This window comes from Belliella calami (assembly GCF_022549695.1).
GTDB lineage: Bacteria > Bacteroidota > Bacteroidia > Cytophagales > Cyclobacteriaceae > Belliella > Belliella calami.
The window spans coordinates 1-24,623 of sequence record NZ_JAKZGS010000027.1 but is presented as its reverse complement, the minus strand read 5'-3'; the positions used below and the strand labels follow the sequence as shown (position 1 = coordinate 24,623).

Here is a 24,623-nt window from a genome sequence, read left to right as displayed (position 1 = left end):
AATATGGTAAGGGCTTTAGTAAAGTAGCATCTACCTTTGCAGGCAGTTTTATATCAAATATCCAATTTTTCAGATGGTGTCTGGAAAATTGAAATGGAGTTGTTTTGCTGAATGATTAACGTTATCAGACGATTTGGCGAGAAGTTTTTATGAACAGCAATCTATCAAAAAAAATTGGGGAGCAAGAGAAATGAAACGCCAAATATATTCAGCGTTGTTTCTACGATTAGCGTTAAGCAAAGATAAAAAAGGCGTATTAGCATTAGCAGAAAAAGGTCAGGAAATAGCAACTTCTAAAGACATCATAAAAGACCCTTACGTATTTGAGTTTCTTGAATTACCAATTTACAGTATTGTTAAAGAAAGAGCTTTGAAGAAGAAACTCATTGACGACCTGCAGCAATTCTTGTTGGAACTTGGTAAAGGTTTTTCTTTCGTCAAATAGCAGTTCAAAATCACATTAGATAACGAACATAATTTTATTGACCTTGTTTGTATCACCGAATACTCAAATGTTTTGTTCTTATCGACCTGAAAACTAGAAACTGAAACACCAAGACATCGGGCAAATGAACCTTTAACTAAACTACTTCAGAGAAGAAGAAAATATCGAAGGCGACAACGAACCTTTAGGAATTATCATCGCAGCAGACAAGCACGAAAATACCGTTAAATATGCAAAAGGTGGGCTAGCCACCAAGATTTTTGTTTCAAAATATCAGTTGTATTTACCCAGCCAAAAACATTTGGAAGAAAAAGTAAGGGAAATAATTGAGCGATAAAAAATGAGACCGTACAAACGAGGTAAAGGCGAATCCTATCCTTTCATCTCTTACGGCTTGTCCCGTCATACTAAGGGATCCGAAATGTACTATACTCCAGCTCATTGCGGAAGTTTATATTTTGTAGTCGGATAATAGTCAATCAAGTCAGATTAATTTGTATCCCAGCTGCAGGAGATAGAACAGACTTGGAAAGGAGAAAGTAACCTGTCTACGCCAATCAACTGCTTTGACCTTGTGTCCATTGAAGCTCTTGTATTTATTCATAACCCACCTGATCAACCATGACAAATTTAAAAATACCCATGTCGATAGCCTCGCTTCGTCCAACTATGTTGTAAACGCGATCTTGATATATCTATTTATTATCGTTGTTTTTTTGGGTAGATTGAATCTAAAATACCGTATGTTGTGCCACATTAGAAGAAACATAGAATTTAATGGGAATATTTACGACCAAAGAAAAATGGAAAAATTTTAGCGGAAACATTAACATTTTATCCGACTTAAAGAAATCTGATATTCCTAAAATCATAAAAGAAGATAATATTCATTCTCTTCAATTGTATCAATTTCAAAACCCAAAAAAACAAACTTGGGAAACACTCAATGAATTTTTCAAACAATACCCTCATATCAGACTTCGTGTCTTGTGGTTTGAACAACAAGATTTGTTATTTTTTAAGGAAATACCTAATGTCAGGAAATTCTCGATTGCATCATTTAATACAAAAGACTATTCAACACTTCTTTCTAACACTAAACTAACATATTTCGGGATTGAAGAAACAAAATCAACGGCAGTTGACCTTTCATTTATAAAAGAGTTTCAAAACTTAGAATCTTTGTACGTAGATGGAATGAAAAAAGGATTAGAAAATGTCAAACAATTAAAGAAGTTAAGAACTTTGACTTTTCGAGGCATAAAACTAGATAATCTTGACTTTTTGATGGAATTGAATAAACTCGAAGAACTCAATTTACTTTTGGGAAGCTATAAAAATCTTGACTCTATTTCTAATCTAAAGCAATTGAAATCCATAGAGTTTAGCCGTGTCAGACAAATTCCAAACTTTGATTTTTTGAATTCACTTGAAAGTCTTGAGAAAATTGAATTTGAAGGTATGTCAAAAATGGAAGTAATTCCAAATCTTTCAAATTTGAGAAAATTAAAAAGAGTTCATCTTCACAATAATTTGAGGCTTAAAGACATTAAATCTGTCGGACAAATTCCTAACTTAAAAGTCTTTCAATTATCGTTTGCTGAAAACTCAAATGCTTCGGAACGAAAAAATCTTATTGAGCAATCTGTAAAAATTTTGTTAACATCTGATACAATCGAATACTCAAATATTATGCATTGGACTGATGAAGAAACAACAAGGCAACTAAATGAAAAGGGAGTTAAAAAATGGAATTGGGATATTGAAATATAAGTGGCACAACATTTAGCCCACTATATAAAAGCCCATATACCTATCACTATCTGTAAGCTTAAATTGATGTACAAATCTATCAGTGCCACCGCAAGGAATCCTGGTGCTAGTGACTTTTGACTGACATATGGTTGGTTAAAGGTTTGCTAGGTGCGGTCGTAGGCTGCGATTGAAATTTCGATGATTGTCTTTTTAGGTTTTGGATGTTACCACCTATCATCTTTTTGCATTGAGCATAAGAACCATTTCCCATTATATGGGTAATCAGATTTCGAGATGTCTTGGATGCAACCAATGATTTCTTAGATCCTAGCTGCAGGTGATAGAACAGGCTTGGATAGGAAAAATTAACCTATCTACGCCAATCAACTGCTTTAACCATGCTTCCTTTGAATCGATTGAAATTGTTCAGACCCCACTTGACCAATCTAAGGTATCCATAATAATTAAAAAATAAATTCTCCCAAACTGTGATTTTTTCGGAACTTCTTACACTAATTGGTTGAAGTTTGATTTTCGATGGATAAAAAAAGCCGATTCATACAAGTAATAAAACAGAATGAAGGACTGATCTTTAAAGTTGCGATGCTTTATACCAACAGTCTTCATGATAGGGAAGACCTGTATCAGGAAATTGTCTTTCAGCTTTGGAAGTCCTTTGACTCTTTTGGTGAAAAGTCCAAGCTAAGCACGTGGATGTACCGGGTGGCTATGAACACTGCCATTTACAACTTGAAAAGTAGCAAGAGGCAAGTAAATACCATTCCCATAGATATGGAGACAGAACGTTTTGCCGAAGCAGTCGATAAGTCGGAAGAGGCAAGGATAAAACAACTATATGATAACATCCAAACGCTAAGCTTACTTGAAAGAGGTATCATCCTGCTCTATTTAGAAGGAAAAAGCCATCAAGAAATTGCAGAAATCATTGGCATTACTAGCAGTAACGTCGGTACAAAGATTTTGCGAATCAAAGAGAAACTGAAATCACGAATCATTAAAAAACAGTAATTATGGAACTTGAAGAAATGAAAAACACCTGGCAATCATTAAGCAAAAGAGTGGAAAAGCAGGAACTCCAGACCAATCAAATCCTGGAAAAACTGAAACAGGAAAAATATCATTCCAAACTCAACAAAATCGGTTATTCAGAATATGTGGGAACTATTGTCTGCTATATCGGAGCAGCTTATTTAACAATGAATTTTACAAAGGTAGACAGTCTGACAATGCAGATTTTCGCAATTATTGCTATTGTATTGCTTTTTGTTCTTCCTGTGATTTCACTGAAGTCTTTGCAAGCTGTCAGAAATGTCAACATCCCTTCCATGGCCTACATTGATGCAATTGAGGATTTTGCGCATAGAAAAATAAAGTTTCAAAGACTTAAGAAACTGAATGTTTCACTTGGCTTATTTCTGATGCTTGTGGCAGTACCAGTACTTTCGTCCATACAGGGAAAAGCAATTGCACAAGTACCCCACTTTTGGACATTGATTTTCCCTGTTTCCATAATTTTCTTTTTGGCATTCGCCATGTGGGTGTTAAAATCCTACAATAAAATACTGAAAGAAACGGAAAAAATCCTTTCTGACATCCACAGCTAAAACCCCAAACACTTTGGTATTTTCAAATCGGCTGAAACTATCAGTAAAGAATAGCTATACCCAAAAAACAACTGATAAAAAATATCACTAGGACAATCACTTGATTTCCGCAGTTTCGCTTTAGTGGACAGAAAGCTTATAAAGCATAAGTAAAGGAAGCCATTGAAATAGCTTCATCTGGTAAGGAACCCCCTATTGTAAAGAGGAAATTGACAGCAAGTAAATCTAAAAAGAACGAAATTGTTTTGTTGAAAGGATTAAATCACTTATTTCAGGAAAGCAAAACAGAACTCGTTTCTGAATATTCCCAAATTGAACAAACATTTGCCACTGAAGCTTTGGAGGTTATCAGCAATTGGATCTTAAAACAAACTAAAAGATTGTACCATGAAAATTGACTTGGAAGAAAAGTTTGCCAAAATACAACATCACTGGCATCCCTACATTGTGGGAGAGTTGAATGAGAACTTTGTTAAACTAGCCAAGTTAGAAGGAGACTTGGTTTGGCATAGCCATCAGGATGAAGACGAGATGTTTGTAGTGGTCAGCGGCACATTGATGATGGATTTTAGAGATGGAAAAACCATATCCACCAAGCCTGGAGAGGTTTTGATTGTACCAAAGGGCGTAGAACACAGGCCTTGGACTGCAAACGGCGAAGAAGTGAAAGTCATGTTGATAGAGCCTAAAACTACTAAACACACTGGAGACCTTAAAGTGCAGCAAACTGTAGAAAAGCTGGAGTGGATTTAAAATGCTTAAAACAAGCAGCTAATTATACAGCGTTTAAATGAAAAACCTAATACCAATCACTATCTGTAGTTCTTGATGGATTTAAAATTTATAAGGGATGCGAACGGATAAGGGGGAGTAGTAGCCGTGGGTACCGAAACTGGTTTACTGACGTCCACAGGTTGGAGTTTAAATTTAACAAGGTCTTTTTCCATAACCTGTACCGCACTATAGGAGTCTGCCTCTACACCCAATACAAATGAAGATTAAGAAACGAATTTTAAGTGCCCTTTTGTTATCACCCTTTTTGATTTTGGGCGTTACCGTTATCTTTTTATCCATTAGATATTCTCCCACCTATGTCTATCGATTAATCACAATGAATATAGCAGATGTCTATGACTATAAACATTTTGAAAATCACAAGATTCGGGGAGCAGAAAGTGCCAATAGATTTATTTCTCAACCCAAAGAGGAATATATTGAATCACTATTTGATGATTTGGTAACCAAAACGGGATTTAATGGCTTTGAAGAATGGGCTATTGAGTCTCAAACAACAGCGCTTATTGTTATTCAGAGAGATACTATGATTTATGAAAAATATTTCAATGGTTTTGGCAGAGATTCATACTTTCATTCCCAATCTATGGCGAAGTCATTTATTTCATTTTTAATTGGAGCGGCCATCGAAGATGATCTCATCAAAAGTGTAGATGACCCGATAACAAATTATATCCCTGAACTCTTGGAGCGAGATCCCCGCTTTCACAAAATATCTATTAAAAATTTACTTGAAATGCGTTCTGGGCTTAAATACAATACAGGCCTCATACCCTTCACCAATATACATGCTCCCTGGCATGATGAGGCAGTTGGTTACTACCATCCCAATGTCCGAAAACTACTGCTTGAGAAAGTGGAAATATCATCGGAACCCGGAAAAGATTTTCAATACTCAAATTACAATACAAGTTATTTGGGATTGATTATTGAAAGGGCTACCGATGTATCTGTTTCCAAATACCTTGAGCAAAAATTGTGGTCAAAAATAATGGAGTACGATGCGCTTTTCTCTGTCGATAGTGAAAAATCCAACTTTGAATATTATGCCAAGCCGTTTGATTGCCCGGGCGATTGATTATGCACGTTTTGGCCAGCTTATGCTTAAGGAAGGGAATTGGTACGGCGATCAAGTTATTTCAAAAGATTGGGTGCTTGAATCAACTCGGGAAAACAAATCAATCCCCAGAGACATCTACCCAAAATGGTTTGGTCGAAGTGATAAAAGAATATATTATAATTATCAATGGTGGGGCCATGTCAACAAGGACTCTACTTTCCATTTTTATGCAAATGGAAACCTTGGACAGAATATTTACATCATCCCCAATAAAGAGACTGTAATTGTTCACTGCGGCAATTCCCTAAAGTATTATAGTGGTGATTTTGATTTGTGGGATGTTGGGTTGCTATTGAATTAGGAATCAAAACAATGAATGGAAAATTAAATGCTAAAATAGACCTTTGACCATTTTTCCCAGATACTAGACTAATACAGAGAGAGTTGTTTATTTGATATTGCCAGAAGAGGAGAGTTATAGATTTCGGGAAGTTGACAGGCAAATGTCATCAGATCATTTTGAGTATGTAATGATTGGAAATTCAAAATAACTTACCAGTTTATGACCAAAATAGGGGAGGGGCATCCCCTTTCAATTCTTAAAATGGACAATTTGTCAAAATATACTCCACAGCCTTTTGGGCTTTTGAAGCTGCTTCCAGCAAGAGCCTTTTATCTGACCTTAGCCTGTCTAGCCACACTTTGATATAGGCAGCTGAATTCTCCAACAATTTCTTTTCCATGATTCCGGAATGATTGCATGGGTAACTTGCACCCATTTCCGCCGTTAATTCCTCCCTACTATATCCTTCTGATCCAAACTCGTTGTATTCAACAATCTCTTTTCTATTGAGCCTACCCTGATGTCCAGTCGCATGCGTCAATTCATGGAATAAAACTGAAAAATAATACTCCTGAGATTCAAACAGCCTTTTCTCAGGCATATTGATCAAATCCGAAACTGGCGAGTAATATGCTTCAGGAATCCCATGTACAATCCTTGGGGGGTTGACCATTTCCCTGATGATCTGCTCACACCTTTCAATCGGTTCAGTATTTTCCAGAACCACAGTTTCCGGAATCTCAAAATCAACCCCTTCAACATCTTCTATATTGAAAACAGTATAATACTTGAGAAACCACACTTTCCTGATTTTAGAAGGATGCATTTTTTTGGCTTCTTCATCCATAAGCTTCCTGCCACTCTTTTTGTCAAAGTAGCTGAACCCCCAATAACATACAGGGAGTCCCTTTGATCCTTTTCTTATCGAACCGCCCAAACTTTGAGTCTGCTTAAAAGTCATAAAATACGGTTGGCTAAATTGTACCGATAACAGGATCCACATATTGATTCCCCTATAACATTTCTTGGTCACATAGTTAGCAGGAATCTCACCTCCCTGCCAAACCTGTCTCCATGGGACAATCCCATTTTCAAGCTTTTCAATGATCAGATCGGTCACCATCTGATAAACATCCTTCCTTTGTTTTTTTGCAATAGTCTTCATGATTTCTTCTTTTAGTTTTAAGATTTAATTATGAAGCATCACCAGGATTCAGCGTCCACTGAATGCAAGAGGAAACGGAATATAAAGTAAGCGGAGCGTAACGGCTATATGCCGTAGTCTCTTGCCATGTGTGGGGGATGACATCCTAAATTGCTGAGGAATTGAATAGAAAATAAAACTGACAGCTTCAAGCAATCAACCGTTTCTGACAAATGGAAAAAACATCTTAAAACATTTACTTTTAACCGTTAAAAACAATGCTGTTTTCCACTTAAAATCCAAAGAATAAAAAGACTTTCGAGTTCCGAGTAAAAGACAAAACGGTGACTTCGGAACCAGTTTCAAGAGCGGAATGTCGTAGACAATCCTACATCTTGCTGACTGCAAAAATCAGCAGTCTGACGCCTTTGGGCTTCCGTTTTCACCATTTTCAAGATTGCTACTTTTAACGGTTAAAAGTTGGGGTTTTTCATTGAAATAATACGACTCTTGAAACGATTGGGTTATACGGGTGAAATGGGGAGTTTAAAAATGACTTTGCATTAAAAAAAGGCTTTTCTACAAGTATAATCACCCCTTAAATTTCCAAATCAGGAAGCCTCATTCCAGTTTGAATAAATTCGTCTGCTTGAATATGCTTCTTGAATTCATAGATCAGCCTCAATAAATACTTATCTTTCTGAATTCTTTCAAAAGGGAACAGATCCAAATTACCCTTAGTAATCTTATGGAGCTTCTTTTTTATCCTGATTTCTCTCTGCTATAGTTTCGCTAAAATTTCAAAAACAGCCATTGTTTATATTTGAATATTTAGACGCTCCTAATATTCTCAATTGCAAAACTTCATTTTGATTAATTTTTGTCAAAAACTTTAATCTGTAGATTAAAACAAATTATTATAAAATAGAAAGTAAAGCCACCTAAAGTGATCTCTAAATTAAAATACTAAACTTAAAGTTTTGTTATTGGTAAACATTTTATATTTTCATGAAATAAGTAAATAAAACTACTCTTAGATTTGCTTTAAAATTGATTAAATCACTATAAATAGCTTTCCAGAATTAAAAAACTGTTTAAAACGAAAATTTTTAATATGAATCGAACATCTTATCTCTTAGATCTAAAATCAAAATTTAATGCCAAGGATCCCAAGTTAAATTCTTTAGGATTATATGAATTAATTACGGGGAAATACCGAATTAAAAAAATTGTTATAAAAAATATTCAACATCCAGATTATAGTGAATACCCTTTAATTATTGAGGCTATTGCCAACTGGACTGAAGAGGTAAAACAAGAATTTTTGAGCGAATATGAAATCACTTTTGATTTAACTCTTTTATTGAAAAATTTAGAACGTGCTGGGGTCATACTTCAAGATAACGATACACAATTTGATATTGCAAAAAAACTAGCTCGGATATTTGAATTGCGCGATATGGAAATTTCTGAAATTACCTATGATGATATTTTTTGTGAATTTATCCTTAAAAAAAGAAGACCTGTTTTAATAAATAATTTAAAGAACGACATGGCTGTAGTATTGAACAAAAATCTACTTCCAAAAAATAGCGGAGGTCCCCAAGATGAAAATGAACCCAGAAATATTGTTTTTATCTTGAAAGGTACAGACCTTGATCAAATAAAGAGATTGTTTCCAGATCATGAAATTGTGGAAATAGATAGTTTGGATTTATCTAGTGCATTTCAAAATGAATGGATAGCTGAAAACTACTTTTTGACGCTACAAGGATTGAGAACGCGTTTAGGTTTGCAAACTGGAAATAATATTCCCATTCCAGGATATTATTACCTTCATACATTAAGATTAGATGCTGCTAGAAAACATGTAGACCCACCCCATGAGCCTCTACCTTATGACCTTCCATATCAATTTATAGGTATTGGGCACTGGCTTCCTTTGGATGCTGAGGTATTTGACTTTAAAAAGCATCACACTATAGAAGTAAGATTAAATCCATTATTTAACGTAAATGCTGAAATTAATGAATTAGACTCTAGTTTTCCTAGAGAGAGAAAATGGGAAGTTTTCTACAGTATTCTTTCTCAATGCTTCTTGAAAATTGAATCAGTAGATTTAGATTCGGTCTCGAACTCGTATAAAATAGCATGGGGAGCAATTCCATATGAAGATATAGTTACTTTGGAAACTGATGAATAATTTCCTTGATAGATAAAAAATAAAAATAAGTGCCCTTATCTTACCGTGTGCGTACTATCCAAGCTATTTTCCTTGTGAATCCCACCAAAAACAAGCAAATTGACAATGATAAAAAAATTGGATGAATTGGCGTAGATTTAATTACAATCCTGTCAAACACATTTAAATAATCTGAAAGCTTTTTTAATTACAGCTTTTTTTAAAATTAATACATGAAACAAGACCTTCAAAAAAACCTTTGGGCAACAGCAGATAAGCTTTTATTCCCAAAAGAAGAATTTAACCCAGAATTGAAATACCAGAAATAGAATGGCAATAAAGAAATCAGAATTATACAGTTCCCTTTGGGCAAGTTGTGACGAGTTAAGGGGCGGAATGGATGCCTCACAGTACAAAGATTACGTGCTTACCATGCTTTTTGTCAAGTATGTCAGCGATAAGTACGCTGGTGATGCTATGAGTTTGATCGAAATACCAAAGGGTGCTTCTTTTGAAGATATGGTTGCATTAAAAAATCAACCAGATATCGGAGACAGAATCAATAAAGAGATTTTACGGCCACTATTTGCAGCCAATGGACTGGAAGGTTCTATGGAATTGGTGGATTTCAATGATGATGATAAGTTGGGTAGTGGCAAAGAAAAGGTTGATACCTTATCCAAGCTCATAGCCATTTTTGAAAACCCAGGACTAAACTTCAAAAACAACCGCGCAGAAGATGATGATGTATTAGGTGATGCCTATGAATTTTTGATGCGTCACTTTGCTACGGAATCTGGAAAGAGTAAAGGACAGTTTTATACACCCGCTGAAGTCTCTAGAATTCTATCAAAGGTAATCAACGTAGAAAAAGCAACTAAACCTTCCTATACAGCATATGACCCTACCTGTGGTTCGGGTTCACTCTTATTAAAAGTAGCCGAGGAAGCACCTAATGGCCTGACCCTGTACGGGCAAGAAAAAGATATAGCTACCAAAGGCTTAGCCATTATGAACATGTGGCTTCATGGATATCCAGAAGCTGCAATAAGTGGTGGAAATACGATTGCATCCCCAAATTTCAAAGAAGTAGATGGCACTTTAAAACGCTTTGATTTTGTAGTGGCAAATCCTCCCTTCTCAGTCAAGAACTGGACGAGTGGTATCAATGCCATGGATGATGAATTCAACCGTTTTAGAGGCTATGGAATTCCTCCAGAGAAGAATGGAGACTATGCTTTCTTACTGCACATTATAGCCTCCTTAAAGAGTACAGGAAAAGGAGCTGTGATTCTTCCTCACGGTGTATTGTTCAGAGGAGGTGCTGAAGGAGAGATTCGTAAAAATATCCTTCAGCGTAAATGGATCAAAGGGATCATTGGCTTACCTGCCAACCTGTTTTATGGAACAGGTATTCCTGCTTGTATCATAGTCATTGATAAAGAAGATGTAGAAAGTCGTGGAGGTATTTTTATGATGGATGCCAGCAAAGGCTATATCAAGGATGGCAATAAAAACCGATTACGAGAGCAGGATATTCATAAGATTGTAGATGCCTTTACGCGTCAGTGGGAAATTGATAAATATTCTCGCATTGTACCCTACAGTGAAATCGAGAAGAACGAGTACAATCTCAATATTCCCCGATACATAGACACCCAAGAGGAAGAGGATGTCCAAGATTTAAATGCCCATCTAAATGGTGGAATACCACAGAAAGACATTGATGCCCTTCAAGAGTATTGGGAGGTGTATCCTAATTTGAGAAAGGAGTTATTTACGCCCTTACGTGAAGGATATTCCAAGCTGAACGTAGCCAAGTCAGCTATCAAAAGCACCATTTTTGATCACCCAGATTTCACCGCTTACAATGGGAAGTTAGACGCTATTTTTGAAGAGTATCGAGAGCATAATCACGCCAGACTAAATGCCATTGATCAAGACACCAAGCCCAAAGCATTTATAAAGATCATTGCTGAGGACTTGTTGGAACGCTATTCTAACCGTCCGCTGATAGTACGCTATGATGTCTATCAGCACCTCTTGGATTATTGGAATGAAACGATGAAGGATGATGTCTATCTCTTGGTGGAAGATGGCTGGGTAGCCAAGGTGAAGCGAATCATTGAGAAGAATAAAAAGTCTGGTAAAGAAACCGATAAAGGCTGGACTTGTGATTTAATTCCCAAGCAATTGGTGATCGATAAATATCTCGCCAAAGAGCAGCAGGAATTACAAGACTTGGAAGCAAAAATTGAAGGGATTCAAGCTGAAATCTCTGGACTTGAAGAAGAGCATGCAGGGGAAGAAGGGTTACTAAGTGAAGCATCCAATGATAAGGGAGGAATTACCAAAACTACCATTGCTGCCTTTATTAAAGAAAACAAGAGCAATCCCAATGAAATGGAAGCGGTAAAGCTAGCCAATACCATCATGGAGCTATTCACCAAAGAGGCTGACTTGAAGAAAGCATTCAAAACCAAAGAGGATAAATTGGATGAATTCACACTGGCTAAATACAAAGAACTCACCGAAGCAGAAGTAAGAACCTTAGTGGTGGATGATAAGTGGCTTGCTAGCTTACAAGCTGCCATACAAACTGAGATAGATGCTATTTCCCAGCGATTAACTGGTAGAATCAAAGAACTGGCAGAACGCTATGAAAACACTTTAGGCGAATTGGATAGCCAAACCAAAACACTGGAAGATAAAGTAAGTGCTCATCTTGAAAAAATGGGATTGGTATGGAATTAACGACGAAAAAAGGCTATAAACAAACAGAAGTGGGATTGATTCCTGAGGATTGGGATTTATTTCAGGTTATAGACTTGATTGATCTACTGACAGATTATGATGCTAATGGAAGTTTTGCTTCAGTAGCTGAAAATGTTAAAGTTTTTGACTACGAGAAATTTGCTTGGTACGTGAGGTCAACGGACTTAGAGAATAATTCTAAAATGTCTGAAGTCAGATACGTTGACGAAGTCTCGTATAAATTTCTTAAAAAAACAGCTTTGTATGGAGGTGAATTGCTATTTCTTAAAAGAGGCGACATTGGAAATGTCTATCGCTTCGAAATGAAAACAAAATATGCGACTGTCGCGCCTAATTTGTATCTATTAAAGCTAAATGAAAAATCCAATTCTAAATATCTCTATTATTTCTTTACTTCAAAATCAGGTCAGCTTCAATTAAAAAGGAAAAATGCGAGTTCAACTTTAGGGGCACTTTATAAAGATGATGTTAAATCAATTTATGTTCCTCTCCCCCCAACCCTCATCGAACAAAAAGCCATAGCCACGGCACTCAGTGATGTAGATGAACTCATTGGCAGTTTGGAGCAGCTTATCACCAAAAAGAAAGCCATCAAACAAGGAGCGATGCAGCAGTTACTCACACCACCACATAAAGGTGGAAAGAGATTGGATGGTTTTGAAGGGGTTTGGGTGGAAAAGAAATTGGGAGATGTTGTTGTCTACAAAAATGGAGCAGCTCACGAAAACTGCGTAGTTGCTGATGGTGATTACGTAATAGTTAATTCAAAATTTGTATCAACTGAAGGAAGGGTAGCTAAATACTCGAATCAAAATCTATGTCCAGTTAATAAAGATGAAATCTTGATGGTACTTAGTGATATTCCTAATGGAAAGGCAATTGCTAAATGCTACTATGTTGAAGAAGATGATAAGTACACCTTAAATCAGAGAATTTGTTCCTTCAAGACAGATAAAGTTGATTCAAAGTTTTTGTTCTTAATACTTAACAGAAATCCTTATTACCTTCAATTTGATGATGGAGTAAAACAAACGAATTTAAGAAATGAAGATGTCCTAAGTTGTCCATTGGATTTGCCCCCGTCTAAAGAAGAACAAAAAGCCATTGCTCAAATTCTTTCAGATATGGATGCAGAAATCACCCAATTAGAAAGTAAGAAAGAAAAATACCAATCCATCAAGCAGGGGATGATGCAGGAGTTGTTGACAGGTAAAACTAGACTGATATAGGTATGGCGTGTCATCATAAATTTAAAGAATATTTAACCCTTGATAAGCTGGATTTTGAGCCAAACACATTGATTGTTGGGACATTTAATCCTGATATTGAAGGAAATGCTGCTGAGTGGTTTTATGGAAGGGCTGAAAATAACTTTTGGGACGTTCTTCCCCGTTTGTACGGAGCAGAATCTATGCGTCATGCTAATCCAATTGAATGGAAGGCATTTTGCTCAAGCAATAAGATAGCTATAACAGATCTTATCCAGCGAATTGATGATGCTGATCTGAATAATAAAACCCATTTGGCAAAGCTAAAAACGTATTCAGATAAATCCATTGCTACAAGCTTTCAGGATCACTCCTATGTTGATTTAGTTAAATTGCTTAAAAACCGCCCTACAATCAAACACATATACCTTACAAGAGGTATTGGAGAAACCTTTTGGAGAAGAGCATGGAGACCAGTTCAAAATTATGCGCGGGAAAATAATCTTCTTGTGCAAAATCTAATTACACCATCAGGATATGCTTTTTACCAGCAAGGGAGATACAATAAATTGAACTCCATGAATCCGCTGAGTTTGGAGGATTTTATTTATAGGGATTGGAGAAGTAAATGGCATTTCTAAATATTGGCATGAGTAACACTAAGGAAAATATTATTGCGATAGGAGATTTACAGGGGGTCCATTTCCTAGTAGAAAAATACCAACGTGGCTATAAATGGGGACTTCAGCAAGTGTACGAATTACTCACAGACATATATGATTTTGAAAGAGGAGGAATTGAATCATTTTACTGTCTTCAACCAGTAGTTGTTAAGACAATTTCTGAGAACACCTTTGAATTAATTGATGGCCAACAAAGGCTCACAACAATATTCCTTATCCTAAGATGCCTAAACGAGGATATATATACTTTATCCTATAAGACGCGAGATAGTAGTGAAGTTTTCTTGAAAGATATAACTAATCTTGATTTGGTTATCGATCTTGATTTAGAAGAAGATATCAATAAGATTATTACTCCAAAACTTCAAAACTCTTGGATATCCTTTACTAAAAAAGTGTCTGAAGAGATTGACAATGTGGATAATTTTCATTTTTACTGTGCTTATCAATTTATCAAAAACTGGTTGAATACTATTGTTGACAAAAATCAATATTTCAAAAAAAATCTCTTAGAATTCACAAAGGTCATTTGGTACGAACAGACTAATAATTATACTGCTGAGAATGTATTTATTAAATTTAATCAAGGTAAGATTGAATTAGCTCAAGCTGAGCTAATCAAAGCACTTTTTGTTCTACAATTCAATACGGAAAAAAACATAGAACTCAGAAGTTTTAAATTGAACCAATTTGCCGAGGAATGGAATTTCATCGAAAATCAGCTTCAAGATGATTCTTTCTGGTTTTTTGTCAGCAATGACGTTTCTGATGATAAAAAATCTAATAGAATCGATCTTTTATTTGACTTGATCACAGAGAAGCCAATCACTTCGAATGATAAACTTTTCAGTTACCACCACTATCTTAAGAAATATACTGAATACAAAAAAAACAAGATTCAAAAACAACTTAATTGGCCAAAGGTAAACGAATTATTTAATCAGATCTTTGAGTGGTATCACGATAGGCAATTTTATCATCTTATCGGATTTATCATTTATGAAGAAATCAAATCAATTTCTGAAATTCATTCACTTTATCACAAGGTCGAAAGTAAACATAAATTTCAAGAACAATTAAAAATTGTCATTCGTGATTATTTATCCGCTGGTAAGTCAAGAAAAAAGTTTGATTCAGACGCCCTTACTTATGGAGAAAATAACCGAGAGATAGAGACCATTTTAGTCCTACACAATGTTATAAATTATCATTTTACTGATCATTATTACAGATTTCCATTCGATAGGTTGAAGCTAGAAAATGGATGGAGTTTAGAACATATTCATGCCCAAAACACAGATCGATTTGAAGGTCTGGAGGATATAAAGAAATGGATTGAGGATATTGAGAAGCTTGCCGAAAACTTCAAAGAAAATGATGAAATAAACCTAACGAGTTTAAACGAACTGTTAGAGAGAATTTGCGCAATAAGGCAAAAACTTGAGAATGAAAATGTCACTAAAGAAAATGGAGAGCTTAAAGGCTTGGTAAAGGAACTGGAAGAAAAGGTGACAAGCTTCTTTAACAAAGATAGCTTGAGTAATTTATGCCTATTAGACAGGAAGACAAATAGCAGTATAGGCAACAAATTCTTCAATGAAAAAAGAGAAGAAATACTTAATATTGATAAGATGTCACTTGAAGAATACAATAATAAGTACCGTAAGTCAGAGAAGATAAAACCTTTTATTCCGATAGCAACTAAGCATGTTTTTCTAAAGTACTTCACTGATGAAGGCAATGTACAAATGACATTTTGGGGAGTTCATGATCGTGAGGATTATCAAGATCATATCAAAACGGGAATTCAAAAATTTCTTAAAATAGAAAATTCACAATAATGAGTAATAAAATGACATTTTGGGAACTGATTGAGGGGAACAAGATTGAAGTTCCTGTAATCCAACGAGATTACGCTCAAGGTCGTGAAGAAGATAAAGTAAATACAATTCGAAAGGATTTTGTTACTGATATATTGAGAGTTCTTAATTCTGAGGAAAATGAATCGCTCCATCTTGGGTTTGTATATGGCAAAATAGAGGGTAAAGATAAATACATTGAACGTGAACGTAACAAGAGAGCGATTGAGAATATATTAAATGCTGTTGAAGGGTATGCTCAACAACTTGATCTTAAAATAAATACAGACATTTCCTCAATTGATAGTGAGAAAAATGATAGTCTTAATTTGCCCACATTCATTCCTTTGGATGGACAGCAGAGGCTTACTACACTTTATCTATTGCATTGGTATTTAGCAGTGTTTTCTGAAAATAATGAATTAAACAAGCATTTAATAACCTTATCGAATTTCTCCTATAAAACACGAAAGAGTTCTATGGAATTCTGCGATGCAATTTGCAAAGAAACAAATGTGTCGAGTATTATTGGCAAAAAAGGAGATCTATCGGAAGGCATACAGAACAAAAAATGGTTTCGAAAAATCTGGATTAAAGATTCCACAGTTAAAGGAATGTTAGTGATGCTCAGTGAAATTCATGAACAAAGCAAAGACAATCCTAATAAGTTGGATATGTTTAATCGATTATTGAATCAAAATGAGTCTATCATATCATTTGATTTCCTTGATTTAAATGAGCTCAATCAAACCGATGAGCTTTATGTTAAAATGAATGCTAGAGGAAAGCAACTCTCTGAATTCGAACATTTCAAGGCTTGGTTACAGAATCAGGTCTCAGTCTTAGGCATAAGCACTTTAATTTTAGATAAAGATTGGAAATTTAAACTTGATGGTATCTGGCTTGATTTATTTTGGAAAAACAAAGAATATGGAGTCTATCATATTGATGATGTGATCTACCACGCATTCAAGCAAATTTCTCTTTTTGAATTTATTTCAACTTCGGTTAATCCTGTCGATATAGAACTTACTAAGGTCATTAGAGAGAATTCATACCTATCTTTCTCTTATTTTGAGAAAAACAATTTTTTTAATAGCCTAACATTAAACTTTCTGTTTAGCTCCCTCAATGCCTTGAGCAATTCAGGGGAAATAAGCAAGTACGAATCTTGGCTTGAGGATATTGTTAACGATTCATTTTTCGGTTCAGAGGTTAGGTTAAGCACCTATTTTTTAAAAAATATCAAAACAATTGAAAGACCAGAATCCGTATTTTATTTTGCATTTCTATTGTTTTTAATTTCCTCCAAAAACAAAAATTCTAAAGAAAACTTCAAGGCATGGATGCGATTCTCCAGAAATATTATATTCAACACCTATATTCAAAATCCAGAAAACTTTATTGACGCTATAGTTTCTCTGAATAGTCTTAAACCTCAAATTGATTCAATAGAGTCGCACATTACTAGTCCTAACACTAAGATTTTGTTTTTTGGAGATGCTGTAAAACAAGAGGTGATTAAAGTAAATCTAAGAAATGACATTACTCAGGACTGGAAAGCAGCTATTGATCAAGCCGAAAACCACCTTTACTTCAAAGGCGATATTGGGTTTTTATTAGAGTTGTCTAAAAAAGAAAACATTTATGATTTGAATGACTTTAAATTTTATACAGAGATCGCATCATTGCTTTTTGTAGATAAAATAAGGAATCATAATGAAAAGATTCTACAAAGAGCACTACTTACTTGTGGCAACTACTTACCTAAGGTAGGTTCAAATAACTTATTTCCTTTGTCAAACCGAGAATCACTCAGAGCCCGAAGGGATAATTGGCAAAAAGTTTTCAATAATGCTGAGAATTTAAAAACCTTAAGAATTTTTTTAGATAAACTAAAAGGAAACCTTACAGATGTTGAGTCGCATCTTTCCAAAATGATTGAGGATTATCAGACAAAAGATTGGAAATGGTACTTTATTAAAAGTGCAGTTGCTATTCAATTTTGCAAACAAGGATTTATAAGATTTAATACAGAAAATAACATTATATTACTTAGAACATCTAGAATTTATGGGAGTCATGCTGAATTAAGGTCATATTTCAATTATTATTACCAGGGTCTAGATTCAATTAAAAACTTTTCGCCTTTTAAGAGCATGGAGTATTGGAAAAACCCTAAAGGACAATATACCTTTTCGTGCATAAGATTTAGTGGTTGGAATTCGAATAACCAATCTTACAATCTTGAGATAAACTATACAAAAGACGAATATTTCCTGATACAAATTGTCAACGAGGAGAAAATGGAAATAAATCAAAAGATAATTGGGATACTTCAAAAAGAGAATTGGCAAATCAGTGATGATATGAAAAAATGCTTCAAATTCTTCACAGAGGAATCTGAACTCAAGGGATTAATATCAAAAACCTTAGACTCATTATCTAAAATCTTATGAACTACATAGGTAAATCAGAACGAACAACTCAGGATCGAGTAATTGAGCTATTCCAAACCAAATTAGGCTATACCTATTTGGGTGACTGGGAAGATGAAGTTCGTACGCATCCTATTGAAGAAGATATTCTTAGATCCTACTTGTTGGAAAATGGCTATTCTACCATACAGGCTCAAAAGGCGATTGATAGGTTGGTAAAAGCTGCCACTAATCTTTCCAAAGGATTATATGAAGCCAATAAAGAGGTCTATCATTTACTTCGCTATGGTGTTACTGTAAGAGAGGAATTAGGACAGCCCAAAGAAACAGTGTGGTTGATAGACTGGAAAAATCCAGATAACAATCAGTTTGGAGTTGCTGAGGAAGTGACTGTTCTAGGGAAGTATAGCAAACGTCCTGATGTGGTTATTTATGTCAATGGTATTGCTCTTGGAGTACTTGAGTTAAAGAGAAGTAAAGTAGGGGTGGAGCAAGGGATTCGTCAGAATCTGGATAATCAAAAAGATGTATTTATCCCCAAGTTTTACACCACCATGCAGTTTTTACTGGCAGGAAATGACACTCAGGGAATGCGCTATGGTACTATTGAGACCCCAGAGAAATATTATTTAAGCTGGAAAGAAGAGTGTAACATTGAGTTTGATTATAACCTAGATAAGTACCTTTACCAACTCTGTGAAAAAAGCAGGTTTTTAGAGCTTATCCATGACTTCGTGGTCTTTGATAAGGGAGTTAAGAAGCTTTGCCGACCCAATCAGTATTTTGGTATTAAGGCAGGTCAGGTCAATATAAAAACTAAACAAGGTGGTATTTTTTGGCATACCCAAGGTTCTGGAAAGTCGTTAACCATGGTTTGGTTAGCCAAATGGATACGGGAGAATGTAAGAGATAGCAGAATCTTGATCATTACAGATCGGGAAGAACTAGATGATCAGATAGATAAGCTATTTACGGGGATTGATGAGAAAATTTACAGAACCAAAAGTGGTCGAGATTTAATCACTGTATTAAATCACAAGACAGAAATGCTGGTTTGTAGTCTTGTGCATAAGTTTGGTCGAAATGCTGAAGATGGGGACTTTGATTCATTCATTGAGGAGGTTAAAGCCAATCTAGGAACTGACTTTATCGCTAAGGGAGATGTTTATGTGTTCGTAGATGAATGTCATCGCACCCAATCAGGGAAATTGCATGATGCCATGAAAATGATCCTGCCAGAGGCATTATTTATTGGTTTTACCGGGACACCATTGCTTAAAAAAGACAAGCAAAAGTCTATTGAAATATTTGGCCCATACATCGGAACACCCTATAAGTTTGATGAAGCTGTTGCTGATGGAGTAGTGTTAGACTTGTTGTATGAAGCTAGAGATGTAGAGCAATTTGTCACTGACCAAAATAAGATTGACGAGTGGTTTGATGCTAAAACAGCAGGTCTTACAGATGTTGCTAAAGTAGAATTGAAGAAGCGCTGGGGCACGATGCAAAAGGTACTTGGTTCTAGGTCTAGATTGGATAAAATAGTATCTGATATCATTTTTGACTTTGAAACAAAGCCAAGGTTAAAAACTGGAGAAGGTAATGCGATGTTGGTTTCGAGTTCGGTGCATCAAGCGTGTAAATACTACGAGCTTTTTCAGAGTAACGATTTCAAGCATTGTGCCATAATCACTTCCTATGAGCCTCACCATGGAGATATCAAAGGGGAAGAAACAGGAGAAGGTTTAACAGATAAACTGATGAAGTATGAGGTGTACACCAAAATGCTAAATGGGAAATCTACGGAAGATTTTGAAGCTGAGGCTAAAGCTAAGTTTATCAATGAACCCAGTAAAATGAAGCTTTTAATCGTGGTGGATAAACTGCTTACAGGGTTTGATGCGCCATCAGCTACTTATCTATACATCGATAAGAGTATGCAAGACCACGGTCTATTTCAAGCCATTTGCCGTGTAAATCGAATTGATACAGAGAGCAAAGAATATGGCTATATCATTGACTATAAGGATTTGTTCTCAAGCTTGCAGAAATCCATTACTGATTATACTTCACAGGCATTTGACAACTATGATGAAGAAGATGTAAAAGGATTGTTAAAGGATCGGCATACAGAAAGCAAAGATCGCTTAGAGACAGCATTAGAAGCTTTGATTGCCATGTGTGAGCCAGTGCATCCTAAAGATGAACCAAGCTTTATCAAATATTTCTGTGGTAACACAGAAAATCCAAACGAAATAAAAGAGACAGAGGAAAAAAGAATTGGCTTATACAAGGCGGTAGTAAAGTTGATAAGAGCCTATGCTAACGTTGCTAATGAAATGCACAAACTTGGATATTCTGATGCTGAAGCAGCCGAAATAAAAGATCGGGTAAAATATTACTCAGACCTGAGAGAAACGATCAAACAAGCTAGTGGTGATTACCTAGATTTCAAACGATTTGAGCCTGGTATGAGGCAGTTAATGGATATGTATCTAGATGCAAATGCCAGCAAAAAGATTTCAGACTTTGAGAATAAATCACTGGTAGATTTAATTGTAAATCTGGGTGACGAGTTAAGAGATACCCCAGAGAATCAAAAGCAAAGCAGACAAACAGCCATAGCTGAGACCATAGAGAATAATGTAAGGAAAGTCATTAATGAGGAGTCTCAAACCAATCCAAAGTATTATGAAAAAATGTCTGCCCTGTTAAAAGAGCTTATCAATGAACGAAATCAAGCAGCAATAGCCTACCAAGAATACCTAGAGAAAATCAAGCAGCTAGCCAAAGATGTTACAAATCCTGCCGGAAATACTTCATATCCTACTGAAATAAACACGAAGTCAAAGCAAGCCTTATATGATAATTTGGAGAATGATATTTCGCTAGTAATGGAATTGGATGAAGCAATTCACTACAACAAATTAGACGGATGGCGTGACGGTGGAATCAAAGAGAAAAAATTGCGTATCGAGGTAAATAAGATCATTAATGACCCTGAGAAAACCATGGAATTAATGAATATAATCAAGGCACAGAGTGAGTATTAGTCCCGAAATAGTACAGATCGCCAACATTCAGATTGAAGTGGTAAGAAAGGATATCAAGAACATGCATTTGGCAGTATATCCACCACATGGTAGAGTACGCTTGGCAGTTCCTCAAAAGACGAACGAGGAAGTATTAAGGCTGTTTGCAATTAGTAAACTGGGTTGGATAAAAAAGAATGTTAAGAACTTTCAAGAGCAGGCAAGAGAAACAAAACGTGATTACGTATCTGGTGAAAGCCATTATTTTCAAGGCAGAAGATATATTCTGGAAGTGAAAGAACAGGAAGGATATAGCAAAATAGATTTGAAAGGTGCAAAAAGAATTGTGCTTCAGGTTCCAAAGAATGCTACTGTCGATGATAAAGCTAAAATCATCAAAGAGTGGTATCGGAAGCAATTGAAACTTCAAATTCCACCATTACTTGAAAAATGGGAAAAAGTGATTGGAGTTAAAGCAGACGATTGGGGAGTGAAGCAAATGAAAACAAAATGGGGTGCCTGTAATACAGATGCTAAAAGGATCTGGTTGAACTTAGAACTCGCCAAGAAGCCACTTATTTGTTTAGAGTACATACTTGTGCATGAATTAGTCCATCTCCATGAAAGAAGCCATAATGATAGATTTATTACTTTAATGAATAAATTTATGCCCAAGTGGAGGCTTCATAGAGATGAATTAAATAGTCTGCCGATTGTGCATAATGATTGGGGGTATTGAAATGATGGCACTTAAACAAGCCTAAAGGATGGTAAATGTGATGGACAAACAAATCAAGTTTTAGCCAGATATCTATCTTATCCCTTCTAAGGAATGTTAAGCACATTTACTTTTCTAACTTTATCCAATCGGAATCTTCTTCCTGCATCCCTCAGGTGGCAGAAGGCTACTAAATGGGATACAAAGATTGACTTCTCTAGGTCATCAGGGTCAGGGTATGAAAAATCTTCTATCTTCCATTTGGAAATTGTCCTGAAGCTTACTTCACCATGATAAGATTCGTATTGGATTTGTAAATAGGAATTTGAATTGTTTGTTTTCAAAAAGTCATTTAAATGAATCAATTCATTACTCTTATTGAAATCTGGCCAGCTCTCGGTGATTACTGGATCTACTACTTCAGATAAAAGATTTTCAGGATCTATTGGAGCAGAATACGAACTGTTTTTGATAAAATCATACCCTTTGAAATGATACCTTCCGTTGAGAATGAAAATAGATCTGACCTGAAACAAAATTGGGTTTTTATTTTCTTCAGTAATCAAGTAGGTTGATTTGTTTTCTACAGAATCCTTGATAAACTCAAGGATTGCCTTTTTATATGAAGGCACCCTTTGGACAAGGTTAATTGGAATAAATTTTTCAGAATATTTCTGAGCTTTTGGATTATACCATTTGCACTTCAGCTGAACTTTATCCACTTCTCGCAGAGATTTTCCCGTTTCTTCATGGTATTTGGGATCTTTGATTTCTGCTTTTTTGATCTGAATTACCTGCATGACAGGAGCCACAAAAGAGTTGATATTGGTTTCAGTAGAAGAAGAGAGTCCATTCTTGGTACTCCTGGCAGATTTTTTCTTACCTACCTCCAGACCAGCTGTTTTGAAGATTACATTGGAGTAAAGTAATTCTTCCTTATTGATCCCTTCATTTTTCTGAATCAATTTAAGCTGACTTTCCAAAAACCAGCTTTCCTCGAACTGTTGAGTATCATGATTATACCAATAGCATTTACAGCTTTTTGAACCTTTCTTGAAGATTTCAGAACCATCTTTTGTATCATAGCTCCCTTTTCTATGTAGAAGTATCTCTCCTATAACCATGAAAGGAGGTGTCAAATTAGATTCTCCAGCTATGATTGTTTCTGGATTATTCTCAAAATGGTAGGGGTGACTACTAAATGCTACAATATCACCAAGCTCAAAGTTTTCCATTATAAAAGTTGTTTGCTAAATGTCAGGACAATCTACAAAATAATGTTTACATTTGAACTAAGCCTCGTGGAGAAACATGCTCAAGCAATCGTCTGGCTTAAGACTATACGGTTTTATTAAACTGACTATTACAATGGTGTAATAGGTAAAGGATTACTCATGTAAAGGTTCCAAATCTCTGAAACTTTCTTTCTTACAATCCCATTGAGGACACTGTAGAAGAGGAGCTTCAAGATGGTTGGTTCGATGTATCGACCAATTATAGTGCCTATTACAAATAAGGCGAATACCAGGAGTAGGTTGATGAATAATACCTTCATTAGCTTGTTCTTAATTCGTTTAACATAATTGAAAATAAGCGTGACTCAAGAATTTGGGTGCCGGTCTGGCTTTTAAGGAAGTGTAAGATTGCTGTTAGATACGCCAAGTACTCCACGAGGTGTTTTTTTTTAATTTTATGGAAAAAAGAGAGAAGTGGTTTAGAAACAGGGGATACTTACATTTAAGCCCAAAATTGGATTTAGATTCATATAGTGATGCTGTTAAAAAAAAAGTCAGCGATCCTGATTATGTAAAAAGCCATTCGTTCTTCCCTTTGATACACTCTTTTCTTAAAGAAAGAAGATTTAAATTAAATCAAAAGACAGGCAAGAAATCACACATAGACCACAAAGGTAAAAGTACTGCTAAAATAAGACCCCTTCATTTTGCTTCACACTTGGACAGTATGATTTTTGGATACTATGCAGACCAACTTAAGGAATTATATGAAGAAGCTTTGCTAAAGTCTCCTAAAGTATCTGAATGCATTACAGCCTACAGACAAATTCCATTGGATTCAGAAAAAAATAAAAGTACAATTCATTTTGCAAAAGAAGCTTTTGACCACATCAAAAGTCAGGTAATTAAAGAAGATGAATGTGTTGTATTAAAATTTGATATCAAAAAATATTTTAGCTCTATTAATCATAAACTTTTGAAAGAGTCTTGGTGTGAACTTTTAGAAGTGTCAAAATTGCCAGAGGATCATTATAAGGTATTCAAAGCTTCCACTAAATTCTCCTATGTACTAAAAGATGAATTGAGAGAAAGATCAGCATTCAAAGGTCGGAAAGCTGGTTTTGACGAGAAAAAATTGTCCGAAAATAGGAAAAAAGGCATTGAGTCATTTTTTGAAAATGCTAAAGATTTTCGAGAAGTATAGGGCACAAAACAAACAGTACCAAAACGGCAAAACGGAAAATTGATTGAAAAACGGCTTTACGGCCGTTAAAGCGATATTTTTAAACGTTTTTAAACGGAACGGCTCACAAATCAAAACGTCCT

General features: G+C 35.4%; 19 protein-coding genes and 1 pseudogene. 17 read left to right on the top strand and 3 right to left on the bottom strand.

Going from position 1 to position 24,623, the window contains the following annotated elements:
- Positions 1 to 133 precede the first annotated feature (133 nt).
- The 8 genes and pseudogenes from MM236_RS18955 (at position 134) to MM236_RS18925 (ending at position 6,041) form a co-directional block, all read left to right on the top strand.
- Positions 134 to 445, top strand: coding sequence for a PDDEXK nuclease domain-containing protein (locus MM236_RS18955; protein WP_241276574.1), 312 nt, complete (start codon positions 134 to 136; stop codon positions 443 to 445).
- A gap of 148 nt (positions 446 to 593) precedes the next feature.
- Positions 594 to 782: pseudogene (locus MM236_RS19825) on the top strand (PDDEXK nuclease domain-containing protein); the annotation flags it as partial.
- A gap of 440 nt (positions 783 to 1,222) precedes the next feature.
- Positions 1,223 to 2,218, top strand: a complete 996-nt coding sequence (locus tag MM236_RS18950; protein ID WP_241276573.1) for a leucine-rich repeat domain-containing protein — start codon at positions 1,223 to 1,225, stop codon at positions 2,216 to 2,218.
- A 519-nt stretch (positions 2,219 to 2,737) separates the two neighbouring features.
- The gene (locus MM236_RS18945) at positions 2,738 to 3,229 is read left to right on the top strand and encodes an RNA polymerase sigma factor (RefSeq protein WP_241276572.1); all 492 of its coding nucleotides are present in this window, start codon (positions 2,738 to 2,740) and stop codon (positions 3,227 to 3,229) included.
- A gap of 2 nt (positions 3,230 to 3,231) precedes the next feature.
- Positions 3,232 to 3,825 carry a hypothetical protein gene (locus tag MM236_RS18940; protein ID WP_241276571.1) on the top strand — a complete coding sequence of 198 codons (594 nt, stop codon included), beginning with the start codon at positions 3,232 to 3,234 and terminating at the stop codon, positions 3,823 to 3,825.
- A 387-nt stretch (positions 3,826 to 4,212) separates the two neighbouring features.
- Positions 4,213 to 4,578 (top strand): cupin domain-containing protein, encoded by a 366-nt coding sequence (locus tag MM236_RS18935; RefSeq protein WP_241276570.1) that lies wholly within the window; start codon positions 4,213 to 4,215, stop codon positions 4,576 to 4,578.
- A gap of 238 nt (positions 4,579 to 4,816) precedes the next feature.
- Complete coding sequence (locus MM236_RS18930; RefSeq protein WP_241276569.1) at positions 4,817 to 5,698, top strand: serine hydrolase domain-containing protein; 882 nt, start codon at positions 4,817 to 4,819, stop codon at positions 5,696 to 5,698.
- On the top strand, positions 5,667 to 6,041 hold the full coding sequence (locus tag MM236_RS18925; protein WP_241276568.1) for a serine hydrolase domain-containing protein: 375 nt from the start codon (positions 5,667 to 5,669) through the stop codon (positions 6,039 to 6,041). The genes MM236_RS18930 and MM236_RS18925 overlap by 32 nt, the downstream gene beginning before the upstream one ends.
- A gap of 238 nt (positions 6,042 to 6,279) precedes the next feature.
- Here MM236_RS18925 and MM236_RS18920 read toward each other — a convergent pair whose 3' ends face one another.
- Positions 6,280 to 7,188, bottom strand: coding sequence for an ArdC family protein (locus MM236_RS18920; protein ID WP_241276567.1), 909 nt, complete (start codon positions 7,186 to 7,188; stop codon positions 6,280 to 6,282).
- Positions 7,189 to 8,281: 1,093 nt separating this feature from the next.
- Here MM236_RS18920 and MM236_RS18915 point away from each other — a divergent pair.
- The 8 genes from MM236_RS18915 (at position 8,282) to MM236_RS18880 (ending at position 22,083) form a co-directional block, all read left to right on the top strand.
- Positions 8,282 to 9,370: a hypothetical protein gene (locus MM236_RS18915; protein WP_241276566.1), complete on the top strand. Its 1,089-nt coding sequence runs from the start codon at positions 8,282 to 8,284 to the stop codon at positions 9,368 to 9,370.
- A 309-nt stretch (positions 9,371 to 9,679) separates the two neighbouring features.
- Positions 9,680 to 12,103, top strand: coding sequence for an HsdM family class I SAM-dependent methyltransferase (locus MM236_RS18910; protein WP_241276565.1), 2,424 nt, complete (start codon positions 9,680 to 9,682; stop codon positions 12,101 to 12,103).
- The gene (locus tag MM236_RS18905) at positions 12,094 to 13,353 is read left to right on the top strand and encodes a restriction endonuclease subunit S (protein WP_241276564.1); all 1,260 of its coding nucleotides are present in this window, start codon (positions 12,094 to 12,096) and stop codon (positions 13,351 to 13,353) included. Before MM236_RS18910 ends, MM236_RS18905 begins: the two co-directional genes overlap by 10 nt.
- A 2-nt stretch (positions 13,354 to 13,355) precedes the next feature.
- On the top strand, positions 13,356 to 13,973 hold the full coding sequence (locus MM236_RS18900) for a uracil-DNA glycosylase family protein (protein WP_241276563.1): 618 nt from the start codon (positions 13,356 to 13,358) through the stop codon (positions 13,971 to 13,973).
- An 8-nt stretch (positions 13,974 to 13,981) separates the two neighbouring features.
- A complete protein-coding gene (locus MM236_RS18895) occupies positions 13,982 to 15,856 on the top strand; it encodes a DUF262 domain-containing protein (RefSeq protein WP_241276562.1) in 1,875 nt (624 codons plus the stop codon).
- Complete coding sequence (locus MM236_RS18890; protein ID WP_241276561.1) at positions 15,856 to 18,333, top strand: GmrSD restriction endonuclease domain-containing protein; 2,478 nt, start codon at positions 15,856 to 15,858, stop codon at positions 18,331 to 18,333. The genes MM236_RS18895 and MM236_RS18890 overlap by 1 nt, the downstream gene beginning before the upstream one ends.
- Positions 18,330 to 21,365, top strand: coding sequence for a type I restriction endonuclease subunit R (locus MM236_RS18885; protein ID WP_241276560.1), 3,036 nt, complete (start codon positions 18,330 to 18,332; stop codon positions 21,363 to 21,365). Before MM236_RS18890 ends, MM236_RS18885 begins: the two co-directional genes overlap by 4 nt.
- The gene (locus MM236_RS18880; protein WP_241276559.1) at positions 21,355 to 22,083 is read left to right on the top strand and encodes a M48 family metallopeptidase; all 729 of its coding nucleotides are present in this window, start codon (positions 21,355 to 21,357) and stop codon (positions 22,081 to 22,083) included. The genes MM236_RS18885 and MM236_RS18880 overlap by 11 nt, the downstream gene beginning before the upstream one ends.
- An 86-nt stretch (positions 22,084 to 22,169) precedes the next feature.
- Here the strand turns inward: MM236_RS18880 and MM236_RS18875 are convergent, their stop codons facing one another.
- Positions 22,170 to 23,297, bottom strand: coding sequence for a hypothetical protein (locus tag MM236_RS18875; protein ID WP_241276558.1), 1,128 nt, complete (start codon positions 23,295 to 23,297; stop codon positions 22,170 to 22,172).
- Between the two features lie 128 nt (positions 23,298 to 23,425).
- On the bottom strand, positions 23,426 to 23,617 hold the full coding sequence (locus tag MM236_RS18870) for a hypothetical protein (RefSeq protein WP_241276557.1): 192 nt from the start codon (positions 23,615 to 23,617) through the stop codon (positions 23,426 to 23,428).
- A 137-nt stretch (positions 23,618 to 23,754) separates the two neighbouring features.
- Between MM236_RS18870 and MM236_RS18865 the strand changes: the two genes are divergently transcribed.
- The gene (locus MM236_RS18865; RefSeq protein WP_241276556.1) at positions 23,755 to 24,501 is read left to right on the top strand and encodes an RNA-dependent RNA polymerase family protein; all 747 of its coding nucleotides are present in this window, start codon (positions 23,755 to 23,757) and stop codon (positions 24,499 to 24,501) included.
- The last annotated feature ends 122 nt before the right edge of the window (positions 24,502 to 24,623 follow it).

Excerpts from the sequence above, each read along its gene's own strand:
- MM236_RS18900 (WP_241276563.1), top strand. The coding sequence starts at position 13,356 with ATGGCGTGTCATCATAAATTTAAAGAATATTTAACCCTTGATAAGCTG.
- MM236_RS18940 (WP_241276571.1), top strand. The coding sequence starts at position 3,232 with ATGGAACTTGAAGAAATGAAAAACACCTGGCAATCATTAAGCAAAAGA.
- MM236_RS18910 (WP_241276565.1), top strand. The coding sequence starts at position 9,680 with ATGGCAATAAAGAAATCAGAATTATACAGTTCCCTTTGGGCAAGTTGT.
- MM236_RS18950 (WP_241276573.1), top strand. The coding sequence starts at position 1,223 with ATGGGAATATTTACGACCAAAGAAAAATGGAAAAATTTTAGCGGAAAC.
- MM236_RS18905 (WP_241276564.1), top strand. The coding sequence starts at position 12,094 with ATGGAATTAACGACGAAAAAAGGCTATAAACAAACAGAAGTGGGATTG.
- MM236_RS18870 (WP_241276557.1), bottom strand. The coding sequence starts at position 23,617 with ATGAAGGTATTATTCATCAACCTACTCCTGGTATTCGCCTTATTTGTA.
- MM236_RS18930 (WP_241276569.1), top strand. The coding sequence starts at position 4,817 with ATGAAGATTAAGAAACGAATTTTAAGTGCCCTTTTGTTATCACCCTTT.
- MM236_RS18920 (WP_241276567.1), bottom strand. The coding sequence starts at position 7,188 with ATGAAGACTATTGCAAAAAAACAAAGGAAGGATGTTTATCAGATGGTG.
- MM236_RS18885 (WP_241276560.1), top strand. The coding sequence starts at position 18,330 with ATGAACTACATAGGTAAATCAGAACGAACAACTCAGGATCGAGTAATT.
- MM236_RS18895 (WP_241276562.1), top strand. The coding sequence starts at position 13,982 with ATGAGTAACACTAAGGAAAATATTATTGCGATAGGAGATTTACAGGGG.
- MM236_RS18945 (WP_241276572.1), top strand. The coding sequence starts at position 2,738 with ATGGATAAAAAAAGCCGATTCATACAAGTAATAAAACAGAATGAAGGA.
- MM236_RS18915 (WP_241276566.1), top strand. The coding sequence starts at position 8,282 with ATGAATCGAACATCTTATCTCTTAGATCTAAAATCAAAATTTAATGCC.
- MM236_RS18935 (WP_241276570.1), top strand. The coding sequence starts at position 4,213 with ATGAAAATTGACTTGGAAGAAAAGTTTGCCAAAATACAACATCACTGG.
- MM236_RS18890 (WP_241276561.1), top strand. The coding sequence starts at position 15,856 with ATGAGTAATAAAATGACATTTTGGGAACTGATTGAGGGGAACAAGATT.
- MM236_RS18925 (WP_241276568.1), top strand. The coding sequence starts at position 5,667 with ATGCCAAGCCGTTTGATTGCCCGGGCGATTGATTATGCACGTTTTGGC.
- MM236_RS18875 (WP_241276558.1), bottom strand. The coding sequence starts at position 23,297 with ATGGAAAACTTTGAGCTTGGTGATATTGTAGCATTTAGTAGTCACCCC.
- MM236_RS18865 (WP_241276556.1), top strand. The coding sequence starts at position 23,755 with ATGGAAAAAAGAGAGAAGTGGTTTAGAAACAGGGGATACTTACATTTA.